The following is a 22088-nucleotide window of genomic DNA, read 5'->3' as shown; positions in this document are numbered from 1 at the left end:
TTTCGTTCATGATCTGTGCTGATCCAACGGAATGGTAACCGTGAACGTGGCTCCCTTGCCGATATCGCTGGCAACCCGCACAGTCCCGTTGTGCTTCTTGATGATGCTTTTGACGATGGCCAGACCGAGCCCTTGCCCTCCGGATCGGCTGTTGCGCGACGGCTCCGTCATATAGAAGCGCTCAAAAATCTTTTTCTGGTCTTCCGGATCGATGCCGATGCCGTCATCGGACACTTTCAGTACCGCTTGGTTACCCTCCTGATAAATTTCGATATGGATACGGCCTTGATTCGGAGTGAATTTGATTGCATTCGCCAAAAGGTTCGTCAACACTTGACTGATTTTGTCCTGATCCGCCGTTATCATCACTGGCTCCCCAGTAACCGCCAAAATGATATTCTTTTTGGCGGCTGCAGCCGTAAAGTTCGTCGCAACTTTCTTGCTCAAAGCTTGCAGGTCGAAACGGCTGAATTCCAATTTCTCGTGATTGCTTTCCATTTCGTTGATTTTGTCGATATTCCCGATCAGGCGGGAAATCCGGTTCACTTCATCATAACAGATCTTCAAACGCTCGTTACTCGGCTCCCAGATGCCGTCAAGCATCGCTTCCAGATTGCCCTTCAAGGTCGTAAGCGGGGTCCGGATTTCATGCGCAATATCGGAAGAAAGGCGGTTCCGGATTTCCTGTTGGCTGTCCAGCTGACGGGAAAGACTGTCCACAGAACGGATCAGCGCATCTATCTCGACGATGTTCGTTTCCTTCGGCGCCTGCTCCGTGTAGTTGCCTTTGGCGATTTCTCCAGTAAACCGGCTCACCGCAAAGACCGGCACGCTTAACTTTCTGGCGATCCAAACAGCGAAAAACAGCGATAAGGCGAAAGCAAACAGCGCCACAATAATCAGGTTATTCCGGATGTCGCTCACGAATGATACATCGTGTTCTGTATAGAAATACGTCCCCATTGTACCGATTTCCAGACTGCCGATTGTCCGGGAGCCCTCATCAAGTTCAACAGTGGTAACCGAATATTCGCTTTCTGTTCCACCCATCATCTCGCTCATCTGCGACATATGGCTGGACATCATCTGGCGGTTTTCTTGTTCCTCCATCAGGCTGGGGCTCCAAATCAGCTGTCCCTGATTATCGTAGACTTTCAGGATGATGTCGTCCTGCAACGCCTGCCTGCCAATGACCGCTATCGCATCCTCGTCCCAGCTTCCCGTTTGAGCAAAAACTGCCTCAATTTCATCTGTGTAGCCGGTTATTTCTTCCGTACGCCGTTCGCTGACATATTCCGAGAAGTGACTGTTCACCAACTGCATGCTGAACCAGCCGAACAAACCGATAATGACGATTGAAAAAAGCAGGAAGGAAAGGATCAGGTGCCAACTGATTGTCCGCCTCATCGTTTACCTCCAAACCGATAGCCGCTTCCCCGGACAGTCAGAATATAGATAGGCTGTTTCGGTTCCGGCTCTATCTTTTGTCTGATGTTCTTGATATGCGTATCGATGACCCTATCCAAACCTTCAAAATCCATCCCTTTTACGCTCTCCAGCAATTCTTCCCTCGTGAAGAGACGGCTCGGATTCTTGGCCAATAGCGTCAACAGTTCATATTCGGTAGCCGTCAATGCGACTTCCTGCTGCTGCACGAAAACTTGCTTCGTTTTGGGATGAATGACCAGTTCGCCGCCATCGAAGCTCCATTTTTCTTCAGCATCGGCTGGGGCAGCGCGCCTCAGCACCGTCTCGACCCGCGCTACCAGTTCCTTGGGGCTGAATGGTTTGACCATGTAATCATCCGCACCGATCTGCAAGCCGCTCAAGATATCCTTTTCGGATGACCTTGCCGTCAGCATGATGATGGGAACGTTGGATTCTTCGCGGATTATGGCACAAATATCTCCGCCTGCCATATCCGGCAGCATCAGATCCAACACAATCAGATCCGGATGGAAAGCATGAAATTTTTCCAATGCCTCCGCCCCGGTCTCAGCACGGTACACTTGATATTTTTTGGCAGCCAGATAGGCCTCCACGATATCCAAAATATTTGGTTCATCATCGACAATCAAAACCTTCATGGGCATCCACCTCCATCTCCATCTTGTTTTCCTGATTTTTATTGTACACTGACCTGACCCATCATGCCATTGTCCTCATGTTCCAAAATATGGCAATGATACATGAAGATCCCCTTCTCAGAAAAAGTCACCGCCAGACGGACCGTCTCTCCGGGATAAACGGCGACAGTGTCCTTCCAACCTTGCTCGTTCTGCGGCGGCTCCACTCCGTCACGCGAGAGCACCTGGAATTGGACTCCATGGATGTGGAAAGGATGGACCATGCTGCCCATCATATCCTGCGCATTGCGGACTTCCCAGATGACTGTTTCATTCAAGCGTTGTTCGACGTCGATCCGATCCATGTCGAACTGGTTGCCGTTGATGTTGACCATGAAGGACATGCCGCTCAACGTGAACCGTTGGACAGCCGCACCATCCGTCGTCAATTCAGTAATCTCATTCAAAGTTTGCGGGAGGGCCGTCTGTGCGTCCGTCTCCTCCGTGACATTCAAGGAAAGGACCGTTACGTTTCCATCCATCAATTTCAAGGTATCCCCTTCAGCGTATTCGCTCAGGTCCACGATGATTTCCGCCCGTTCTCCGGGTGTCAATGTCACAGATGTCAAGGCAACCGGCTGCTCAAGAAAACCACCGTCGCTGGCAATCTGATGGAACACCGCTGCATTTTCCAATCCGAACGTGTAGTTGCGGACATTCGAGCCATTCACCAAACGCAGGCGAATCTGCTCATTTTTGACTTCCACATAGGGATTGATGGTCCCATTCACCAATAACGTGTCTCCGTAGGTGCCATCGGGATTGTAAGTCCCTTCGTAATCGAATTGGTTGTCCGCATCGAAGGTCCGATCCTGAACAATCAAAGGGAAGTCATTCACCCCATAGTCCTTCGGCAAATCAAGCTGATCGGAGTTGTCGTCCTCGACAAAAATCAAACCGGCCAAACCGGCATACACTTGTTCAGCTGTCGTCCCCAAAGCATGTGGGTGGAACCACAAAGTCGCTGCCTCTTGTTTGACCGTGAAATCCACTTGCATCGTTTCATTCGGTCCGACAGGGTGATGCGGCCCACCATCCATATCCGAAGGGAGCTTCACTCCATGCCAATGGAAAGAGGTTGCTTCGGACAACTGGTTCTCGGTCTTGATATGCACCTCTTGGCCTTCATGCACGACCAGAACCGGGCCAAGATAGGAACCATTATAGCCGAGCGTTTGCGTCGTTTCCCCATCCAAGAAGGCAGTTTCCCCCGCTTGCGCTGTAACCGTATAGGTGATTTCACTAGCGGATTCGGAATCCGGCTCCAACAGTTCCGGCAACCGCAGTGCGGTCATTTTCTGCCCGCTTTCATCCAGTACGATAGACTGGTCTCCTCCCATCATTTGTCCCATCCCTATGAAATTCCCTGTGCTTCTCGAATCTGTATCAATAGTCGTCACAGACGTCCGGCTTTCCCCACTATTAAAAAACGTCAAAAAAAGATTGGCTGATACAAACAGCAATAAAGTTAATGAAACGACCAAAGCGACAATCAATGATGTTCTTTTACTCATTATAATTCGCCCTCCATTTCTGACCCTTTTGTTGCCTTCATTATACATCCTCCATGTGTAGAATAGATGGATTTAGCAATCGAACAGCCATGAAACAATAAAAAAATCCCTCTGACATGGAATCAGAAGGAGATTTTTTTAATGATTCATTTTCAGCCGAAGAAAGCCAGCAGGACCCCGGCCGCGACAGCCGAACCGATGACACCTGCCACATTAGGCCCCATCGCATGCATCAGCAAGTAATTGGAAGGGTTGTATTTGATGCCTTCTTTCTGCACGACCCGCGCAGCCATAGGAACGGCCGAAACGCCGGCTGCCCCGATCAACGGGTTAACTTTGCCGTTCGTCAGTTTGTACATCAATTTCCCCATCAGTACGCCGCCTGCAGTACCTACAGCAAAGGCGAACAGCCCCAGAATGATTATTTTTATCGTGATTAGTGAAAGGAAGAGCTCGCCGTTCGCCTTGGCTCCAACGGTTACGCCCAGGATGACGGTGATGGTGTACATCATGGCATTCTGCAGCGTTTCCGTCAGTTTCGGAACCTGACCGCTTTCCCGGATCAGATTACCCAGCATCAGCATCCCCACAAGCGCAGTGGCTGACGGGACGACCAAGCTGACGAAAATCGTGGTGACGATCGGGAACAGGATGCGTTCGTTTTTGGACACTACGCGCATCTGCTTCATGACAGTCTGCCGCTCTTTTTCGGTCGTCAACAGGCGCATGATCGGCGGCTGGATGAGGGGAACCAAGGCCATATAGGAATAGGCCGCCAGGGCGATGACCGACAAGAGATGGTTGGCCAATTTTGTCGTCAAATAGATGGCAGTCGGCCCGTCCGCTCCACCGATGATGCCGACGGATGCCGCTTCCTGGGGCGTCATCCCCAAGGCCAAGGCCCCGAAGAATGCCGCAAAGATGCCGAACTGCGCCGCCCCGCCCAACAACAGCGTTTTTGGATTGGCGATGAGCGGCCCAAAATCAGTCGCTGCCCCTAAGCAGAGAAAAATCAGCGGCGGATAGATGCCCAAATTCGTCCCTTGGTAGAGATAATAAATCAGCCCTCCCGGTTCGCTTTCGGTAGGCGGCGTCATCAATCCGGCCAACGGCAGATTCACCAACAGGATGCCAAACGCAATCGGAAGCAGCAAGTAAGGCTCATACCCCTTCTTGATGGCCAAATAGAGGAAAATGCAGGCAATGATGATCATAATGATTTCTTTATACGTAAGATTAACCAATCCGGACATCCGGATCAGATCCGTCAAAGCTTGAATCATAGGAATCCCTCCTCTTCTAGAGAATCAACAACGGTTGGTCGGATTCGACGCTTTCATTCGCTTTCACCAGAATGCTTCTGATGACGCCATCCTCATCCGCAACGATTTCATTCTCCATTTTCATGGCTTCGAGGATGATGAGATTTTCACCTTTTTTGACTTTTTGACCCTCTTTGACGAGGATGCGCAATATGGTTCCGGCCAGCGGCGCCAACATTGTTTTTCCTTCCGTTTCGGATACAGCATCAGCAGTGCTTCTGCCGCTGTCCGTCTTAGGTTGCTCTGTCATGACTGCATCATCCGGCAACTCCCTCACCTTGACATGATACACTTGCCCGTCGATTTCGATTTCATACTTCTTCATAATAAATCCTCCCTTTACAATCAGCAGATGGCATTTATTTAATACGCGTTACATCAATAATTTCAAATTTTTTGGCCGGATGTGCCTCATATGCCGCGACCAATGCCATTATCGCCGCAACTTTGGCGCGTTGTTCATCCACACCCGGCTCCTGCAGAACGGGCTGTAAATCATCTTCGTGGTGAATCGGTGCTATAGCTGCCTGTGCAGGTTCCCCGACTAGCTTATGGACCAGTTCGACCAAGAACCAAAGAGTTGCCAATACGGCAAACACAACGATCATCGCAACAATGGTGACAATCAGACCATCTCCTAAATTGAATGTTTCCATTTCCTTCACCTCTTCCTTTTAACTGCGATACCGGGCCTGGATCCGAATAACTGCTTCCGGCGTTTCGACTGAAGATGGTGCCTTTTTGTCGGCTTTTTCCTCAGGGATAGTTGGATAGTAGACTTCCTGCAGATACGCTTTACCGACTTGAGGGAATAATGCATAAGTCAACACGTCCTCATCCGTCCGCGCCAAGTCACCCAACTCCGCCTTCAATCTTGCGAACTCCGGCTCCAGATGATCCGCCGGGCGATCCGTGATGACGGCATCATCCCCGATGATACTGCGCCTGAAATTATCGTTCACCGGTACCGGTGTCTTACCGTATTTTCCGTGCAGATAATCCTTCACTTCATTCGGTACCATCTTGTAGCGTTCTCCCGTCAGGACATTGAAAACAGCCTGAGTGCCGACCATCTGGCTCATCGGTGTGACCAATGGCGGAAAGCCTAAGTCCGCTCTGACACGGGGCACTTCCCGCAACACGGCCTCGTACTTATCACTGGCTTTTGCCTGCTTAAGTTGCGAATTCAAATTCGACAGCATCCCACCCGGCACTTGATAGATCAGTGCTTTGGGATCGACCGACAGCATTTTCGGATCAAGCACACCCGAAGCGATGTACTTATCGCGGATCGGTTTGAAATAATCCGCGATTTTTTCCAATTTGGCGATGTCCAAGCCCGTACTGTACCCCAGCTCCTCCAACACCAGCGCCATCGATTCTGTTGGTGGTTGACTCGTCCCTTCCGCAAAAGGGGAAATGGCGCAGTCGATGATGTCCGCACCCGCTTCAATTGCGGCCATATAGGTCATCTGCGAAACGCCGCTGGTGGCATGCGTATGGATGTTCAAAGGCACATCGATCACAGCTTTGATGGCCGGAATAAGCTCTTTGGCTACTTTCGGCGTCAATATGCCGGCCATATCCTTGATGCAGATCGAGTCCGCACCCATTTCGGTCAATTCCTTGGCCAAATCGGTGTAAAATGGGATGGTGTGGACATCGCTGATGGTATAACAGATTGTCAGTTGTGCATGGGCGCCATATTTTTTGACAGCTTCCAATGATGCTTTCAAGTTTCGCGTGTCATTCAAGGCATCAAAAATCCGAAAAATATCGATGCCGTTCTCGACGGCTTTGCCGACAAAACGATCCACGATATCATCCGCATAGTGGCGGTATCCGATCAGATTCTGTCCCCGAAGCAGCATCTGCAGTTTCGCATGGGGAGCGCGCTTTCGGATTTGCCGCAGTCTTTCCCACGGATCTTCATGCAGAAAACGGATGGCCGCATCATAGGTGGCGCCGCCCCAGCACTCGAGCGCGTAATACCCGGCTTCATCCATTTTCTCCACGATAGGGAGCATGTCGGCCGTAGACATGCGTGTCGCCATCAAACTCTGATGCGCATCGCGCAGAACGGTCTCAGTAAAAAGCACTTTCTTTCCTTTTTCCAATCCGATCACATCCATTCTTTTCTTTGGTGCCAGCATTGCAACGTGTTTTTCGTGATTTTTTTATCAATCCGAATCTTTTGAAATCCCTCCTCGATCATCAGGAATTTCTGAAACCCCCCGGACTTTGTAAGCGTTTTCCATAAGACTAGCTTACACTAAATTGACCAATAATTCAATCTGTAGATAAAAATTAGTAGTAATAACAGAGAGTCAATCCAGCTTGAGCAAAGGTACTTTGGGTTTTTTTGTCCACATATGCCGAATCCCGGCACATCTTATGAACAACCAACAATCCATTTGGGATTCTCTTGTGCAAAATGGCTAAGTAATTTTATTTTTTATGAAAACACTGCATTGTTAGCGCTTTATCCCCTTGCTATACTAAGGTCATATTTCATTTGTGATTATCTGAACACAGTGGAATTGAATCGGTTATTTCAATATACATTACAGACAAGGAGCGGTTGATATGGAAACAAAAGGAAGCATTTCTGAAATGGAAGCGATTGAGATAAAGCAATCGAATCAATCAAAGATCAAGGAGCGGTTGTTCAGATTGGATGAGGTCGTTCAATTCGATCCTGATGCTGGTAAAAAGACCATCTTTTATGAAACAGATTTCATGGCTGGGGCTGTCTGGTGCTTGGAACCCGGTCAAAAAGTAGTAAATCATTCGCACTCTACTTCTGATGACATCTGGATTTGCATACAAGGTACAGGCACTTTTTATCCAGGATTTGGAGAAGCTGTAGAAATCACGAAGGGTGACATCATTTTCTCCGAGCGGGGACAACAACACGGAATGGTCAACACCGGCAATGAACGGTTTGTTTTTATAGGTGTTGCAGGACCTATGCCGATGGATTTCATTTCGCATGAAGAATAATGTTTGATCAGGGGCTGTCCCATATTGGGGCGGCCCCTGAATTTGGATACCTATCCCAGTCTTCCTTTTACTGCATTTCTATTCGTCAAATTCAAGCATATAAAAGAAAGGTCTGTAGTATGAGCACGCTCGCTCATACTACAGACCTTTCTTTTATCATTTTAGATTTTCTTTGTCCTTCCGTTCACCAAGTAGAAGATAGTCGTCCCGACAAGGATGATGATCACGGATAAGTAAAAGGCATAAACCTTTGAGCCGGTCGCATCTGAAATCGCCCCTGTCAGCGAGGGAACGATAACTGAAGAACTCATCCCAAAGAAATTAAAGAATCCTAGCGTCGTAGCGATGCCCCGTTTTGGTGCATGCTCGCCCAACCACGAAATGATGATCGGCTCAACGGCAAGCTTGCCGAAAAATCCATAGGAAATCAGGCCAACCATCAATAGAAATTGGTTCGGTGCCTGAACTGCCAAGAACAGCATGATTGCTGCGACTATTTCCAAAAAGATGATCAAACTGATTTTTTTATGACTGAATTTATCCGCGATCCGACTGAAGAACAAGGCACCCGGGATAGCCGCGAAAAATACCATCGATGAAGCCAAGCCGATTGTTGCTCCCTCAAACCCTCTTTCGGTCGACAAGAAGTTAGGCAGCCATGTATCTGTAAGATAGTAAGCGTAACAAGTGGCAAAGTAAAGACAATACGCGCCCAACATCTGAGGACGCATCAAAGCCTTGAATGACGTTTTTTCTTGCGGAGTTTCCGTGATCATTTTCGTTTGCGAAATGAGTGCTTCGCTCTCTTTATTGCCTTTGATGAATTTCCAGAAGATGAAAACCATCGTGATGATCAGGATGAACGTAAAGAACATCATGTATTGCCAAGGCAAGCCCATTTGTGCGACAAAGTAACTGGATGAGATCATACCGATTCCACTGCCGACTGCCGTGCCACTGTTTACGATGGCGGTTGCTAAGCTTTTTCTGGAACTAGGCACATGTTCTGCTGTCAAGGAATAGGCCACGCCGTAGTAGGTACCGCACCCGATTCCAGCCAACACACTTCCGATATATACGACCAACAAGGTATCCGCCATGCCCACAACCATAGTCCCCAATCCGAACAATAGGAAACCTGGAATCAGGATGGTCTTCTTCCCGAAACGATCCACCAACAGACCGGAAGGGATCTGCATCAAAACGTAACCCAGGAAATAAAAACTTGAGATGGAACCCAGTTGTGAATCCGTTGCTCCCCCAAAATAAGTACTGATTTCAGGATAAATAGGCGCTAATGCTGTGCGATAAACCCAGATAGCTATCCAGCCGGCTGTCATGACATAAATGATTTGTTTCCAGTATTCCACTCGTTTTTTTGATACTACTTCTACTTCTTTTGTTGCTTCAGTCTCACTCATATGATTCTCCTCCATCACTTATTATTGCATCTCATGATTATGGCCATGACTTCCAAGATACTCCCCAAGCATGACGGTAAGCCCTTCCATTTCTTCTCTGACTGTTTCCATTATAAGCATTTACGGCCGCACTAACCCTGTACATTCCATACAATAATATGCGCTAATTTGTTTAGAGTGACCAAGCAGATGGCGCATCAGGAATCCATTGACAACGCAAAAAAGGATCCGGGCGCCAACCCTGGATCCTTTTTTTGCCTTATTTGACGGAAACGAATTCCTCTGAACGGGTATCCGAGCTGAAGGCCGTCTCGCCGTTGACGAAGACGAATTCTCCCGAACGAGTATCCGAAACGCCATCTTCCAGACTGTAGACCGTTTCGCCGCGCAGAATCGTTCTTGCTACTTGCGCCCCGATTTCGCGTCCGACGTATGGGCTGATTTTGTTCTTGTACTCTAAATCTTCTGTTTTTAATGTGTAAGGCGCATTCGGTTTGATCAGAACGATGTCAGCATCCTTGCCGATTGCGATGTGGCCTTTTGAACTCAAGTTGAAACGTTCTGCCGGATTTGCAGCGATGATGTCGGCAAATAATCTCAAGGACATGCCGCGTTTCTGAACGCCTTCATCAAACAACACATCGACGTTGTTCTGAACGCCTGCGATACCGCCCCAAGCTTCAAAGGCATTCTCTTTGTCCTTCAGATCAGGGGTACATGGAGAGTGATCGGAAGTAACGAAGGCAATTTCGCCAGCCAATAATTTTTCCCACATGCCGTTTTGGTTTTCTTTGTCACGGATTGGAGGCGAGCACTTGACGATCGGCCCGATTTCATCCAATTCAGAAGTATCGAAGTACAGATAGTGAGTGCATGTTTCGCAAGTCACATCAACGCCTTCATTGCGGGCTCTCGTAACTTCTTCAACGCCTTCCGGACAAGCTACATGGCAAATGTGGATACGGCAGCCTGTTTCTTTTGCGAACAAGATGGCGCGTCTGATCGGTTCCACTTCAGTGAAGACAGGGCGGCTTGCTACATAAGCTTTCAGCGTCGTTTCGCCGTTTTTGTAAGCAATCTCTCCCAATCTGTCTGTGATTGTCGCATTTTCAGCATGGATCGCCAACACTTTGCCGGTTTTGGCAATCTGTCTCATGCCTTCATACAGCGTGTAATCGTCCGCGTTCATGAAGTCGCCTTCAATCGAACGATCGCCACAAGTAGCCATGAAGCATTTATAGGCTGCAACGCCGCCTTCATCCAACTCTTGGATTCCGCCTTCGATGTTGAAAGGAACCAATCCACCGAAAGATGCTACGTCTGCTGTGAGTTTATTTTGGCCAGCATCCACTTTGATCTGCAATGTTCTGGCATCCACTGTGGCTGGAACTTGGTTCAAAGGCATTTCCATGAAGGACGTTACGCCGCCTTTGGCACAAGCTTTTGTTCCTGTCAGGTAGCCTTCCCAGTCGTCACGATAGCTGCCGCCTGGATCTGTGATATGCACATGCGCATCCACCATACCAGGGCTGACAACAAGACCTTTAGCATCGATGACTTCGGTTGCGTCACCCAAATCGCTGCCAATAGCTGCTATTTTACCATCTTGGATGGCTACATCTGTTTCAATTTCACCATTATCCAGGATAACCAAACCATTTTTGATCAGTAAATCGTAACTCATACTTTTTCCTCCTAATAATAAATGATTTATATCAATAATTTTAAAACCAAAAGTTGGATGAAACTATTTTTTTCCCCTCTTCAGCATCAGATAGATACCGAAGGCCAAAGCTGCTCCGATCAACCAAGACAGATTGGAGATCATCTGCAGAGCAGGAATAAACTGTCCGCTCACGGAAATCAACAAAGCTGCGATTGTGGCGATGTAGGCTTCTATATTTATGCCCTTATACGGATTTTGCGAATTATCTTTGCTGAAATCCATATACAAAGCGTCTATATCGATTTTCTGTTTCTTGACGAAATAATAGTGGGCCAACATGACACCCGCTACAGGACCCAAAACAGCGCCGATGATGTTCAGGAAAGCGAAAATGCTCGCGGAATTTTCCATCAATTTCCATGGCATGATGACGTAGCTAATGACGGAAGCGATCAGAACGCCCTTCTTATAGTCAACAGACTTAGGGAACAAAGCCGACAGTTGATATGCGGCCGGAATAATGTTACCGGTTGCATTCGTTGAGACGGTAGTCATCAGGAACACGACTACAGCTAATGCCGCTGCAGGGACGCTTTCCCACTTGTTCACGATGTTCAGCACGTTCCATTCCTGTACTCCAAAGTGGATGGATCCGCCGATCAGAATGGCGACGCTGGATAATGCGAAAATCAAGTACGCAACCAAAAGGCTAGCGGTTTGTCCAATCGACTGGTCGCGCGTCGAAGTGGCGTTCTGCGTAAAGTCGGATACGCTTGCCCCCGGAGCTGCCCAAACGGAAATGACGGAATTGATGATGATGAAATAGGCCAGTAAAGGCGCATATCCTTGAACACTGTCACCGGATGGCGTATAGGCCAAAATGTTGCCCATGCCGCCGCCAACTCTGATCGCCCAGATGGCCATGCCGCCGAACACGATGTAGATCAGCGGATTCAGGATGGCAGTGAATTTGTTCAGCACGCCTCCTCCGCCAAGACCGATCAGAACGTTGATTGCCCAGAAAATGGTGAAGGTGATCAAGCCTGGAAGATCAATTCCGAAGAAATTGAAATCTCCACCGATATTCAAAAATCCCGGCCAGAACTTGCTTATCAAAATCAGCAAAGCCAACGACCCCGCATAATTCTGAAGTCCGAACCATGCGATGGCTGCTACCCCGCCACGCAAGAATCCAGGAAGTTTGGCTCCCAGATCCCCATAGGTTGAACGCAAATGCATCGCAAACGGTATCCCGTATTTCGATCCTGCTCTGCCGTTGAAGACCATAAAGGCACTGACTGCCAAAGAACTGACGATAAGAGCTAACATAACATTGATTGGCGACAGACCCAGGAACAGGAATCCCCCAACAGCCGTATAATTCGGAATATTATGAACCGATCCCATCCAAAGTGTGAAATAGTTCTTTGCGTTCATATTCCTTTTTTCCGCCGTTTTTGGAACGACGTCTTCATTATAACCGCGTTTCTTTAATTCTTCGACTTGTGCATCACTGACAAAAAGATCAGTTTCTTGCATTTTCACTTCCTCATTGCTTGCTTGCATGTAATAACCTCCCTAACTTTGTAATCGCTATCAATCATTGATAAGCTTATTGTAACCGGGCTTAAAAACGTTTACATCGGAAGAGATGTACAAAGTGATTTTTTCGCTTGTGCACAACAGACAACCATCTTTTCAAGTTATCTGATGGCTACTGATGTTCTTCAAACAATGCAAGGAACGGCCCGGGCGGATTCCCCACCCTGGTCGTTCCTTCATTATAGTACTGGGATCTGTCTATTTTTGGTTATACTCACGCAGAGCCGCCAAGACGGCTTCCCCGCGGTTGATGTCTGCCCTGTGGAACAGGAGTGCCGCTTCGAAAGCAGCCAGCACGTGCAATACATTCTCCTTGCGGCTGCTGAAGCCCATATTGCCGATTCTCCAGACTTTCCCTTGCAATGGACCGAATGAAGAAGCGATTTCGACACCGAAATCATGCAACAATGTATTGCGTACCGCATCACCGTCGACACCTTCAGGAATCAGGATAGGCGTAACCGTCGGCATTTTCGTTTTGCGGTCACCGAAGATTTCCAAGCCCATCGCTTCAATACCAGCCTGAATGGCGCGGTCATTTTGGCTATGCCGTTCATAACCGTTCTCGATGCCTTCCTGGATCATCATCCGCAGGCCTTCGTGCAGTGCGTAGATCATGCTGGTTGCTTCGGTATGGTGGTTGATGCGTTCTTTGTTCCAGTAGCGTTGCAGTTGGCTCAAGTCCAAGTAATTGCTGCTGATGTGGCGGTCATTGCGGAAATCTTTGCTCAGACCAAGTTCCTTCTGGTAGCGCGCTGTCAAAACCTTCTCCACACGGTCGTTATAGGTGATCAAAGACAACCCGGATGGCACGCTCACACATTTCTGGGTGCCTGCGATGGCGATATCTATGCCCCATTCATCCACCTTCACGGGTGCTCCACCATAAGTGGCGACTGTATCGACCACAAAAAACACGTCGTTCTCTTGGCAAAATTTACCGATTTTTTCCAGCGGTTGCATCTGGCCGTTCGCTGTTTCCCCATGAACGAGTGCGACTATTTTAGGATTGACCCTTTTGATTTCTGCGATGATCGCATCTTCTTCAAAGACACTGTCCCAGTCTTTTTCCAAGTAAGTCACTTGCGCTTTCGCGCGTTCGCAGATTTCGCCCAACAAATACGCGAAGCGCCCGTATGCAGGAATCAGCACTTTGTCTCCGGGCTCAATCAGCCCGATAAACGCAGCTTCCAGCCCTGAACGCGATGTGCCATCGATGGCAAAAGCCTGCTCATTTTTTGTTCCAAACGGAATTTTGATCATTTCTTGCACTTCATCCATGATGGCTAAGAATGCTGGATCGAACTGTCCCAAAATAGGCGTGCTCATGACACGAAGTACATTCGGATGAGCTTCTACAGGACCAGGTGTCATAATGGTGCGGATGGGTGTGATGATTTCTTTGAACATAACTATTCCTCCAGATTGATTATTGGTCTGATAATTTACTTACATCCTACCATTCTCAGCAAAAATGTCATTGTATGTTATGAACAAAATAATATGAAATTTGTAGGTTATGCCCAAATAAACACTTGATGATGATGGCGGTTTCAATTAAAATTAAAGCCACTAGGAGGGTTTTTAATGACTACAATGAAAGAAATGTTGGATTTGCCCCGCTTCTCCGATCTCAAAGTGCTCAATGCAGGAGCAGATCTGTCTCATGCAGTGACAAGCATAGAAATATCCGAGACGCCTGACGTTGCCTTTTACATTCCAAAGGATGTTTTTTTGCTGACCACTGCCATGAGCTATAAAAATGACCAACAAGGCTTGATCCCTTTGATCGATTCTTTGATGCGTGTGAATGCTGCTGGACTGGGGATAAAAGTCGGCCGCTTCCTTCCGGAAATCGACAATGCCATCATCAATTATGCCAATTCGGTGCGTTTCCCTTTGATCCAGATTCCAAGCACCACACCACTGGGGACACTCTCCCATCAAATGCTGAACTACTTGTGGAACCAAAAAACAGAACAGATGAGCTATGCTTTGGACATCCAGAAACGCTTCTCGAACCTGCTGATGAACGATGCGAGCATTGCACGCTTCATTTCCGATTTCGGCAAAATGATCAAAACACCGGTCATCCTGCTGAATCCTTTCAGGCAAGTTATCGCCCATTCCAAGCACTTTTCCCAATCCAGCAAGCCTGCCGATTATTATGTGGGGCAAGTGCATGAGAAAAAGCCGCATCTTTCCGAGGATGCAACGGACTCTTTTCTGATAACCGATATGGACAACCAGGAAATGCAGGTTTCCATTTACCCAATCCGTGCGAACAATTATTTCCCTTACTACCTGATCATTTTGAGGCCGGAACAAATCCCTTATCCCGTATCGGAATTCGCAGTTGATCAAGCCTCCATGGTTCTGTCGTTCGTCATCTACAAAAACTTGAAAGTGGAAGAATCTAAGCAGGATATCCGCAGCGACTATTTCAAACAATTGATAGAGAATCAGCAGTCTCCGACTCTCAAGCAAAAAAATTGGCTCGACCTTGGCCAAAATTTCGGCATCGTCAATTCCCATCATTATCAAGTGATCTACATCAATTGCCGGAATGAAAAGGGTTCGATCTTCAAAGATAAGCTGAGCCGGGAAAAAATTCAATTGGTCAACCAGTGGCTGACGGATGCATTGGCCTTCCATTTCCATGACGCCTTGCTTTTCCCGATGAAAAACACAAACCACCTACTGCTTTTGCTGCAGTCCAAAAACGAGGCGATAGATGACATCTTGCGGACAACTGCAGAGGAACTTGAGAAGGTCCTTCCGATTTCCTTGGCTTTCTCTTATGGCCATCCTTATGAAAAAATTGATATGATCGCCAACTCCTACATCGAAGCCAAGATAGCTTTCGACGAGGGATTTGCCAAGGACACGCAGCCGCGCATCAGCTACTATCGCCCGCAAGGCATGCTTAGCCTGTTCGAAAGGATGCAGACGGATGAAATCAAGTATTTCTGCCAATCGGTTCTGCACGAACTGGCCTATCCTGAAGAAGACGCCATGGTTGAATTGCGCCGGACGCTGAAAACCTACCTTGACTACCAATGCGAAATCACGCGCACGTCGAAAGCGATGTTCATACACCGCAACACAGTGAAGTACCGAATCAACCATTGCGAAGAAATACTCGGATCACCAATCGATGATCCAAATTTCAGTCTGAACCTAAGACTAGCCCTGGAACTCTCCCAGAACGACGAATAGAGTATTTATGGGATTCAGAACACGTTTGAATAGAGTGTGATGATTTTCGGGAGGCTATTCTGTGCAATTCAATGTATTTCAGCCCGCCAAAAATGCTTTTTGGCGGGCTATTTCGCCGTGCTTGTCGCACAACAAAAACAGGAGATAGCCTCGTAATGAGACAACCTCCTGTTCTTTGTTTCTTTATTTAACCGTTGACGATGCGCGTACCCGCAAAACCGGATAAAGCTTCAGCCGCTTGGTCCAATGAACAGATGATAGCTTTTTTACCTTGCATAGCAAAGTCGATGGCTGCCTCCATTTTTGGACCCATGCTGCCGTCCGCAAACTGGCCTTCATCCAAATATTGTTTCGCTTTCAGAACGGAAATTTCTTCAAGTTTTTCTTGGTTCGGTTTACCGTAATTGATGTAGACATTGCTGACGTCCGTCAGCATCATGAATACATCGGCATCCAATTGTTCCGCCAACTTTTTGCCGGTGCGATCTTTATCGATCACGGCTTCGATTCCTGATATTTGGCCGATTTTGTTGCGGACTACCGGAATCCCCCCGCCGCCACCTGCGATTACGATCGTATTTTGTTTTAATAACTTCAGGATGGACTCCACGCCATGAATTTTCTGCGGTTGTGGGGAAGGGACAACCCGGCGGTAGCCTCTTCCGGCATCTTCCATCATGACCCAACCTTTTTCTTCCGACAACAACTCGGCCTCTTCTTCGGAATAGAAGACTCCAATCGGTTTTGTAGGATTATCGAACGCAGGATCATCCGGTGATACCTCCGTTTGCGTCAATAACGTCAATACGCCGCTCGTCAATTCTTCCTCATTCAAAGCATTTTTCAGAGATTGTTCCATCATATACCCGATGAATCCTTGCGATTCCGCGCTGCAGACATCCAACGGCATCTGAGGAACGATATCCTTCGCTTCCTCATTTTGGCGCAGGATATTCCCTACTTGCGGACCATTTCCGTGCGTCACTACGATTTCATAATCCAGTTTTTCTATTTTTGCAATCAGCTCCGCACTCATCTTGATGTTGTGCATCTGGTTATCGAACGTCGCTTCTTGGTTCGGGCGCAGGATTGCGTTCCCGCCTAGAGCGATGACAACTCTTTTTGCCATTGATTGTATCCTCCTTCAAATCTGTTCCATACTAACAGGGCACCCGTAAGGCCTGTCAACATATCCAGTCCGGACGTATGTCCGATCGCCATTATATGTTTGATGCATTCTTCTATGGCTTTTTCTTCACTTTCCTGCCGCAAAACATGCAGCAAACGATGGATGGGTTCGTTGTAAAGACCATCCAGGGCGCACGCCAGATAATGTTCACTTACTGTTGTAGTCGGCTTCGGAGTTTGCGACAAGCGCTTCCTGATGAGGCCTTCCGTATCCGCCGGAAGCATCCCCAGAAGCTGATCGGCTGCCAAAGCACCCACAAGAAGATCGTCACCGGACGGCGTCAACCCCTTGCCTCTTCCGATGAAGTAACTTATCGCCTCGGTTCTATTGCCCGCGTCACCCGAATACAGCCGCAGGAAATGATTGCCTTCCGGGGTATTCGCTAAAAATGAATCCCGCGTCAAGTCAGCCATTATGAAATCGAAACCGTTCAACTTTTCGATTTTCGCCATCGATGCCACGTAATATCGCAAACTTCCCTGATGCAAACCTTGTTCCGTTGCATAGCGGGACTGATAATGCGGTGTCCCATCAACAACAATAGTGCATCCTTCGAAAATTAGCCTACCGTCCGAGATGGAAACGGGTTGGCCGGGTTGAACGGTTCCGACCAGTTTCCCCAACATGTCATCCGGAAGATACAACGCTTTCGGCAACCGCGGTGAGGCTGTACCTGCTATCAGCATCAAATTTTCCTGATCAGCACTTTGAATGTTCAAACTTTTATTGAATAGGCTATGGACGCGCCAAGTGCTCTTATTTTGCAGCGTGTCCGTCAAGCGTTCGTCATGGTAAGCTGCCTTTATGAACACTGCGACCATCCCCCTTTGTTATTCCTGGAAACCTAATTTTTTGGCATAAGCCAATACGGCTTTTTCGAAACATGCGATCGGTGGATGCACCGTTCCGGCTCCGATTTGGCCCAAACCAGCCTTCTTGTTGGCGATGCCGGTATTAATGACCGGTGTGATGCCGGTTTCAACGACCTTACGGGCGTCGATGCCTAGGCAGATGCCTTGGAAATCCCACGTTGGTACTGAGAAGTTCGGATTCTGGTCGATACAGATTTCACGCATTTCATTACTTGTCTGTAGGGCATCCTGGAATCCACCGCTGCCTACAAAACGCGTAACTGCAGGCGCTGCGATCATCGCCATGCCACCGACACCGAATGTCTCAGTTATGGCACTGTCCCCCATATCCGGAGCAGCATCGTCTTCGCTGAATCCTGAGAAATAAAGTCCTTGCGGAGTGTTGACCGGTCCTGTGAACCATTCATCTCCCATTCCTGCGATGCGGATACCGAATTCATATCCATTGCGGCACATTGCTGTGACGATCGTTCCCTCTTGGATTGTCCTTGCGCCATCCAGGACAGCTTTAGCGGCTGCCATCATGATGTTCAGGAAGAATTGGTCCGTGTCCGCCAAGAATTGCATGACCTGTTCTTTTTCTTTTTGATCCATATCCAATCCGACGACAATCGGCGACATTTCTTTCAAAAAGACCAAGGATGCGGCAATGTTTCTTTGGTGGAATTCATCCCCCATAGCGATTGCTTTAGCAACCAATACATTCACGTTCAATCCGCCTGGTTTGGTTTGCAGCGCTTTGCTTAGGGTTGGGCCCAAGACATCGCGCATCCAACGCAAACGAGTGATTACTTCATCGGAATAAGCTCCGAAACGCAGCACTGCACCAATCCCTTCATTCATCGTACAGAAGGCACGGTTCCCGTCCGTCCTGTTTTCCACGATCAGAACTGCCATATTTGCCGAAGTGATCCCGCCCATTGGACCGACCGCATTGACATGATGGCAAGGGATCAAGGTAACCTCTCCAGATTCCAATAATTTTCTGGCATCGGCTTCATTTTCCGCCCAGCCCTCAAAAAGCGCTGCACCTACACAAGCACCTTGGATCGGGTCGACCATTTGCTCATATTTGATGGGTGGTCCTGCATGCAGCAGGACTTTCCCTTCGTTAAATTCTTTGATCACTGATTTTGCTGGTACAACATCCACTAAGAAAGGGGATCCAGCAACAATTTTAGCAGCTACTGCTTGATTAGCTTCATCAATCGTTTGATAATGCATCCTTGTTTCTCCTCCCTTATATGCTATCTGTTTGTTCAGTTTTATAATTATTCAAGTAATACAATGCTTTCTGCAAGGTGACGTTGCCACCCGCAACCGGACGCCAATCGAATTGCGTCGCTTTCCCACCGTTTTCACGGATGGTATCGGAGAAACTGCGCAGACCAATATTCAAAAAATCTTTCGCATGCAGAAGGTCCAACATAGCTTGTGAAGGCGCTAGTTCTTCTGTGAATGCAGGGGCATCGATTTCTTTCAGGTCCTTTTTGTTGTCTTGGATATGGATTCCCAGCATCGCCAAAGCCGTGCGGACCGCTTGGTTGTTACTCATCCGGATAATAACTCCAGCATCTTCCAATACTTTTTGTTGTGCTTGGCCGTCTTGAGGATCAGCATCAGTCCCTACGATCGTCGCAACGAACGCAAGCTCTCTGCCTTCAGCAGCGGCTTTCGACTTCGCTTCCTTGATGGCCGGCACCAATTCGCTGGCCATATCCATGTGCGAGCCGTAGCCCAAAACAATATCCAACAAAATGACCGCTGTCTTCGGATCATCCGCTGCTTTTCTGATCATTTCAATCCGTTTTTCCGGATCGATCATCGGGTGCGGTTTGCCTTGCGTATAAATGTCGTCCCCCAAATCAAGGACTTCATAACCTTCATTTTTAAGTATGTAGCCTTCTTTTTTCTCAGCGTCCGTGGTCAAACTAAGGCCATCTTTGATCAGCATGGCCGCTTCATTGGCTAATGTGCCGCCGGAGTAATAGCCTTTGATGTATTTTTGCTCATCGGAGAAGTTGACGGCAGGCACAGCGACTGCATCAGCCTCGGAGCTGATCGTTTCTTTGTTCACCAGTTTGACAGCCAGTTCAGCCGCTTCCTCCAACGTATAGGCATGATAAAGATCAGGTTCGTGATAAGTCGGTTTTTCGCCCAGGAAGATTGTTACTGCCGGTTTGGAAATTTTTCTCAGTAAAGCCAGAACCCTGTCCCTGACGCTGGCTGCCGGTGGTTTGGAGATGACGACGATCACTTCCGTGTTCGGGTCCTGCTCCAATGTGATGATACCGTCCATCAACGTGATACCGCCGATGTTCTCTTTCAGGTCGCGTCCGCCAGTGCCGATTGCATTCGTTACGCCGCCTCCCAATTTATGGATAAGCGTGGAAACTTCTTGGATCCCTGTTCCCGAAGCTCCGACGATGCCTATTTTCCCTGGTCTGATGACATTTGTGAAAGCCAATGGAATGCCATTGATGATTCCTGTTCCGCAATCCGGCCCCATCAGCAGCAGACCTTTTTCATGTGCCTTCATCTTTAGGCGTTTTTCATCTTCGATCGAGACATTATCGCTGAAACAGAAGACATGTTTGCCGGCATCAAGCGCGCGCTCGATTTCAAGCGCTGCATGGGTGCCAGGGATCGAAAAGAGCGCGACTTGAGCATCTTTTGCCATTTCCAAGGCTTTGTCCCACGTACGGGCAGTCTCTTCTACTGATGCTCCGCTGTTTCCTTTTGCCTGTTCCTCCAGGAAAAGATCGATTTCCTCCATGACTGTAGCTATGACTGCTTCATCTTCCACTTCCAGGACGACAGCCATATCATTCGACGATGCTTTCTCCAGTTCCGGAGTGTACAGCCCTCCTGTTTTGAAGATATCTTTATTGGCGGGCGTACCCATCATGATGGAAACTTTTGTGACTCCCGCGACCGTGTTGATTTTATTCGTCAACAGCATCAAAACGATGGAATCCTGGTAGCTGTTTGATTTGATGATTGTGTGTAACATTGATTGCCTCTCTTCCCCGGTTTCCCGTTTCTTTTTGTGTGCTTCGATCAAATGCTTATTCCGCAAAAGCTCCCTTGCCGCCGTATTGGTCAAAATGAATCAGATCACTTTTCAGATAAGCGTAAATGCTCTCCTCGACAGGGATACCCTGTTGCTGGTACTTTTCATAGTTCAATTGGTTGATTTCGCCTGGATAATAGACTTGACTGAACCCGGCTGCCGGTTTGACTTCATGCAATTCCGCCACCGTCGTCTCGATTTTTTCTTTGAAACTCTCTATATCCGTGAATTTTTTTGGATCGATGATGATATATAATTGCCCAAGGTTGCGTCCTTCAGAAATTTGGTCATACATAGAGGAAACATGCTTCCCGAAAGGCAGCCCTAACAGCACGCCTGATAAAATATCAATCATCATCATCAGTCCGTACCCTTTTGGACCCGAAATAGGCAGCAATCCATGCACGTCATGTGGGTTTGTTGTCGGTTTCCCATCTTTATCCACTGCCCAGGTGTCCGGTATGGCTTTATTTTTTGAACGGGCATCGAGGATTTTCCCCCAAGCCTGTACAGTCGTTGCCATATCGAAGACGATCGGCGGACCATTTTTCCTTGGCGCCGAAAAGGCAATCGGATTTGTTCCGTAATAGATTTCCGAACCTCCGAAAGGAACAACCATCGGATCGGATTGGCACATGGCAATCGCAATCAGGTCTTGCTCAGCCGCTTGCTTTACATAATAGGACAGTGCGCCGCTGTGGCTCATTCTGGAAATGCCCACCACCGCCACACCAGCTTCCTTCGCCATGGCAATAGCTTCCTTCAGGCCTAGGTTCGCGACATACTGACCGATTCCGTTGTCGCCATGAAAAATCCCAGTGCTTTCTCCTGTCTTTTCGAAAGAAACATCGGGTGAAAGGGTCACTCCACCCTTGGAAATCCTTTCAGCATAGTAATCGACGCGTACGGCACCATGGGAATGGATTCCTGAAGAATCCGCAAACACCAAGTGGTTGGCGACCTCATTTGCTTGCTCAGGATGCAGTCCTGCTCCCTCTAATTTATTTTTGATCAGTCGATGAAGTTCATCAGGCATTACAGTAACTAATTTCGCCTCAACTTCTATTCCTGTGCCTTCCAT

General features: G+C 48.0%; 18 protein-coding genes. 2 read left to right on the top strand and 16 right to left on the bottom strand.

Annotated elements, in window-relative coordinates:
• Positions 1 to 6 precede the first annotated feature (6 nt).
• The 7 genes from C7R73_RS09670 to C7R73_RS09640 all read right to left on the bottom strand — a co-directional run bounded on the left by C7R73_RS09670 (position 7) and on the right by C7R73_RS09640 (position 7016).
• The gene (locus C7R73_RS09670) at positions 7 to 1407 is read right to left on the bottom strand and encodes a sensor histidine kinase (RefSeq protein WP_106450316.1); all 1401 of its coding nucleotides are present in this window, start codon (positions 1405 to 1407) and stop codon (positions 7 to 9) included.
• On the bottom strand, positions 1404 to 2087 hold the full coding sequence (locus C7R73_RS09665; protein ID WP_106450315.1) for a response regulator transcription factor: 684 nt from the start codon (positions 2085 to 2087) through the stop codon (positions 1404 to 1406). The genes C7R73_RS09670 and C7R73_RS09665 overlap by 4 nt, the downstream gene beginning before the upstream one ends.
• 38 nt (positions 2088 to 2125) lie before the next feature.
• On the bottom strand, positions 2126 to 3640 hold the full coding sequence (locus C7R73_RS09660; protein WP_239992615.1) for a multicopper oxidase family protein: 1515 nt from the start codon (positions 3638 to 3640) through the stop codon (positions 2126 to 2128).
• Between the two features lie 152 nt (positions 3641 to 3792).
• Positions 3793 to 4923, bottom strand: coding sequence for a sodium ion-translocating decarboxylase subunit beta (locus tag C7R73_RS09655; protein WP_106450314.1), 1131 nt, complete (start codon positions 4921 to 4923; stop codon positions 3793 to 3795).
• Positions 4924 to 4939: 16 nt separating this feature from the next.
• The gene (locus C7R73_RS09650) at positions 4940 to 5287 is read right to left on the bottom strand and encodes a biotin/lipoyl-containing protein (RefSeq protein ID WP_106450313.1); all 348 of its coding nucleotides are present in this window, start codon (positions 5285 to 5287) and stop codon (positions 4940 to 4942) included.
• 34 nt (positions 5288 to 5321) lie between these two features.
• Positions 5322 to 5618, bottom strand: a complete 297-nt coding sequence (locus tag C7R73_RS09645; protein ID WP_106450312.1) for an OadG family protein — start codon at positions 5616 to 5618, stop codon at positions 5322 to 5324.
• A gap of 18 nt (positions 5619 to 5636) precedes the next feature.
• Positions 5637 to 7016: an oxaloacetate decarboxylase subunit alpha gene (locus C7R73_RS09640; protein ID WP_239992619.1), complete on the bottom strand. Its 1380-nt coding sequence runs from the start codon at positions 7014 to 7016 to the stop codon at positions 5637 to 5639.
• A gap of 532 nt (positions 7017 to 7548) precedes the next feature.
• Here C7R73_RS09640 and C7R73_RS09635 point away from each other — a divergent pair.
• The gene (locus C7R73_RS09635; RefSeq protein WP_239992614.1) at positions 7549 to 7965 is read left to right on the top strand and encodes a cupin domain-containing protein; all 417 of its coding nucleotides are present in this window, start codon (positions 7549 to 7551) and stop codon (positions 7963 to 7965) included.
• 161 nt (positions 7966 to 8126) lie between these two features.
• Here C7R73_RS09635 and C7R73_RS09630 read toward each other — a convergent pair whose 3' ends face one another.
• From C7R73_RS09630 to C7R73_RS09615, 4 genes are all read right to left on the bottom strand, one after another.
• Positions 8127 to 9386, bottom strand: a complete 1260-nt coding sequence (locus C7R73_RS09630) for an MFS transporter (RefSeq protein WP_106450311.1) — start codon at positions 9384 to 9386, stop codon at positions 8127 to 8129.
• Positions 9387 to 9645: 259 nt separating this feature from the next.
• Complete coding sequence (gene allB / locus C7R73_RS09625) at positions 9646 to 11070, bottom strand: allantoinase AllB (protein WP_106450310.1); 1425 nt, start codon at positions 11068 to 11070, stop codon at positions 9646 to 9648.
• A 63-nt stretch (positions 11071 to 11133) separates the two neighbouring features.
• The gene (allW, locus tag C7R73_RS09620) at positions 11134 to 12591 is read right to left on the bottom strand and encodes an allantoin permease (protein ID WP_106450379.1); all 1458 of its coding nucleotides are present in this window, start codon (positions 12589 to 12591) and stop codon (positions 11134 to 11136) included.
• A gap of 261 nt (positions 12592 to 12852) precedes the next feature.
• Entirely contained in the window at positions 12853 to 14064 is a 1212-nt protein-coding gene (locus tag C7R73_RS09615) for a pyridoxal-phosphate-dependent aminotransferase family protein (RefSeq protein WP_106450309.1), read from the bottom strand.
• A gap of 177 nt (positions 14065 to 14241) precedes the next feature.
• Between C7R73_RS09615 and C7R73_RS09610 the strand changes: the two genes are divergently transcribed.
• The gene (locus C7R73_RS09610) at positions 14242 to 15873 is read left to right on the top strand and encodes a PucR family transcriptional regulator (RefSeq protein ID WP_106450308.1); all 1632 of its coding nucleotides are present in this window, start codon (positions 14242 to 14244) and stop codon (positions 15871 to 15873) included.
• Between the two features lie 187 nt (positions 15874 to 16060).
• On the opposite strand, the gene arcC is transcribed toward C7R73_RS09610, so the two are convergent.
• From arcC to allD, 5 genes are read right to left on the bottom strand one after another with little or no spacing between them, the layout of a single operon-like run.
• On the bottom strand, positions 16061 to 17002 hold the full coding sequence (gene arcC / locus C7R73_RS09605; protein WP_106450307.1) for a carbamate kinase: 942 nt from the start codon (positions 17000 to 17002) through the stop codon (positions 16061 to 16063).
• A complete protein-coding gene (locus C7R73_RS09600) occupies positions 16975 to 17874 on the bottom strand; it encodes an oxamate carbamoyltransferase subunit AllH family protein (protein WP_161525922.1) in 900 nt (299 codons plus the stop codon). The genes arcC and C7R73_RS09600 overlap by 28 nt, the downstream gene beginning before the upstream one ends.
• A gap of 18 nt (positions 17875 to 17892) precedes the next feature.
• A complete protein-coding gene (locus C7R73_RS09595; RefSeq protein ID WP_106450305.1) occupies positions 17893 to 19158 on the bottom strand; it encodes a YlbE family protein in 1266 nt (421 codons plus the stop codon).
• Between the two features lie 16 nt (positions 19159 to 19174).
• Complete coding sequence (gene fdrA, locus C7R73_RS09590; protein ID WP_106450378.1) at positions 19175 to 20947, bottom strand: acyl-CoA synthetase FdrA; 1773 nt, start codon at positions 20945 to 20947, stop codon at positions 19175 to 19177.
• Positions 20948 to 21002: 55 nt separating this feature from the next.
• Positions 21003 to 22088, bottom strand: coding sequence for an ureidoglycolate dehydrogenase (gene allD, locus C7R73_RS09585; RefSeq protein WP_192875259.1), 1086 nt, complete (start codon positions 22086 to 22088; stop codon positions 21003 to 21005).

Origin of the sequence: Trichococcus alkaliphilus (assembly GCF_003008695.1) — a bacterium.
Classification (GTDB): Bacteria; Bacillota; Bacilli; order Lactobacillales; family Aerococcaceae; genus Trichococcus; species Trichococcus alkaliphilus.
The sequence above is the reverse complement of the archived record's forward strand: the minus strand, read 5'-3'. Positions and strand labels throughout refer to the sequence as shown.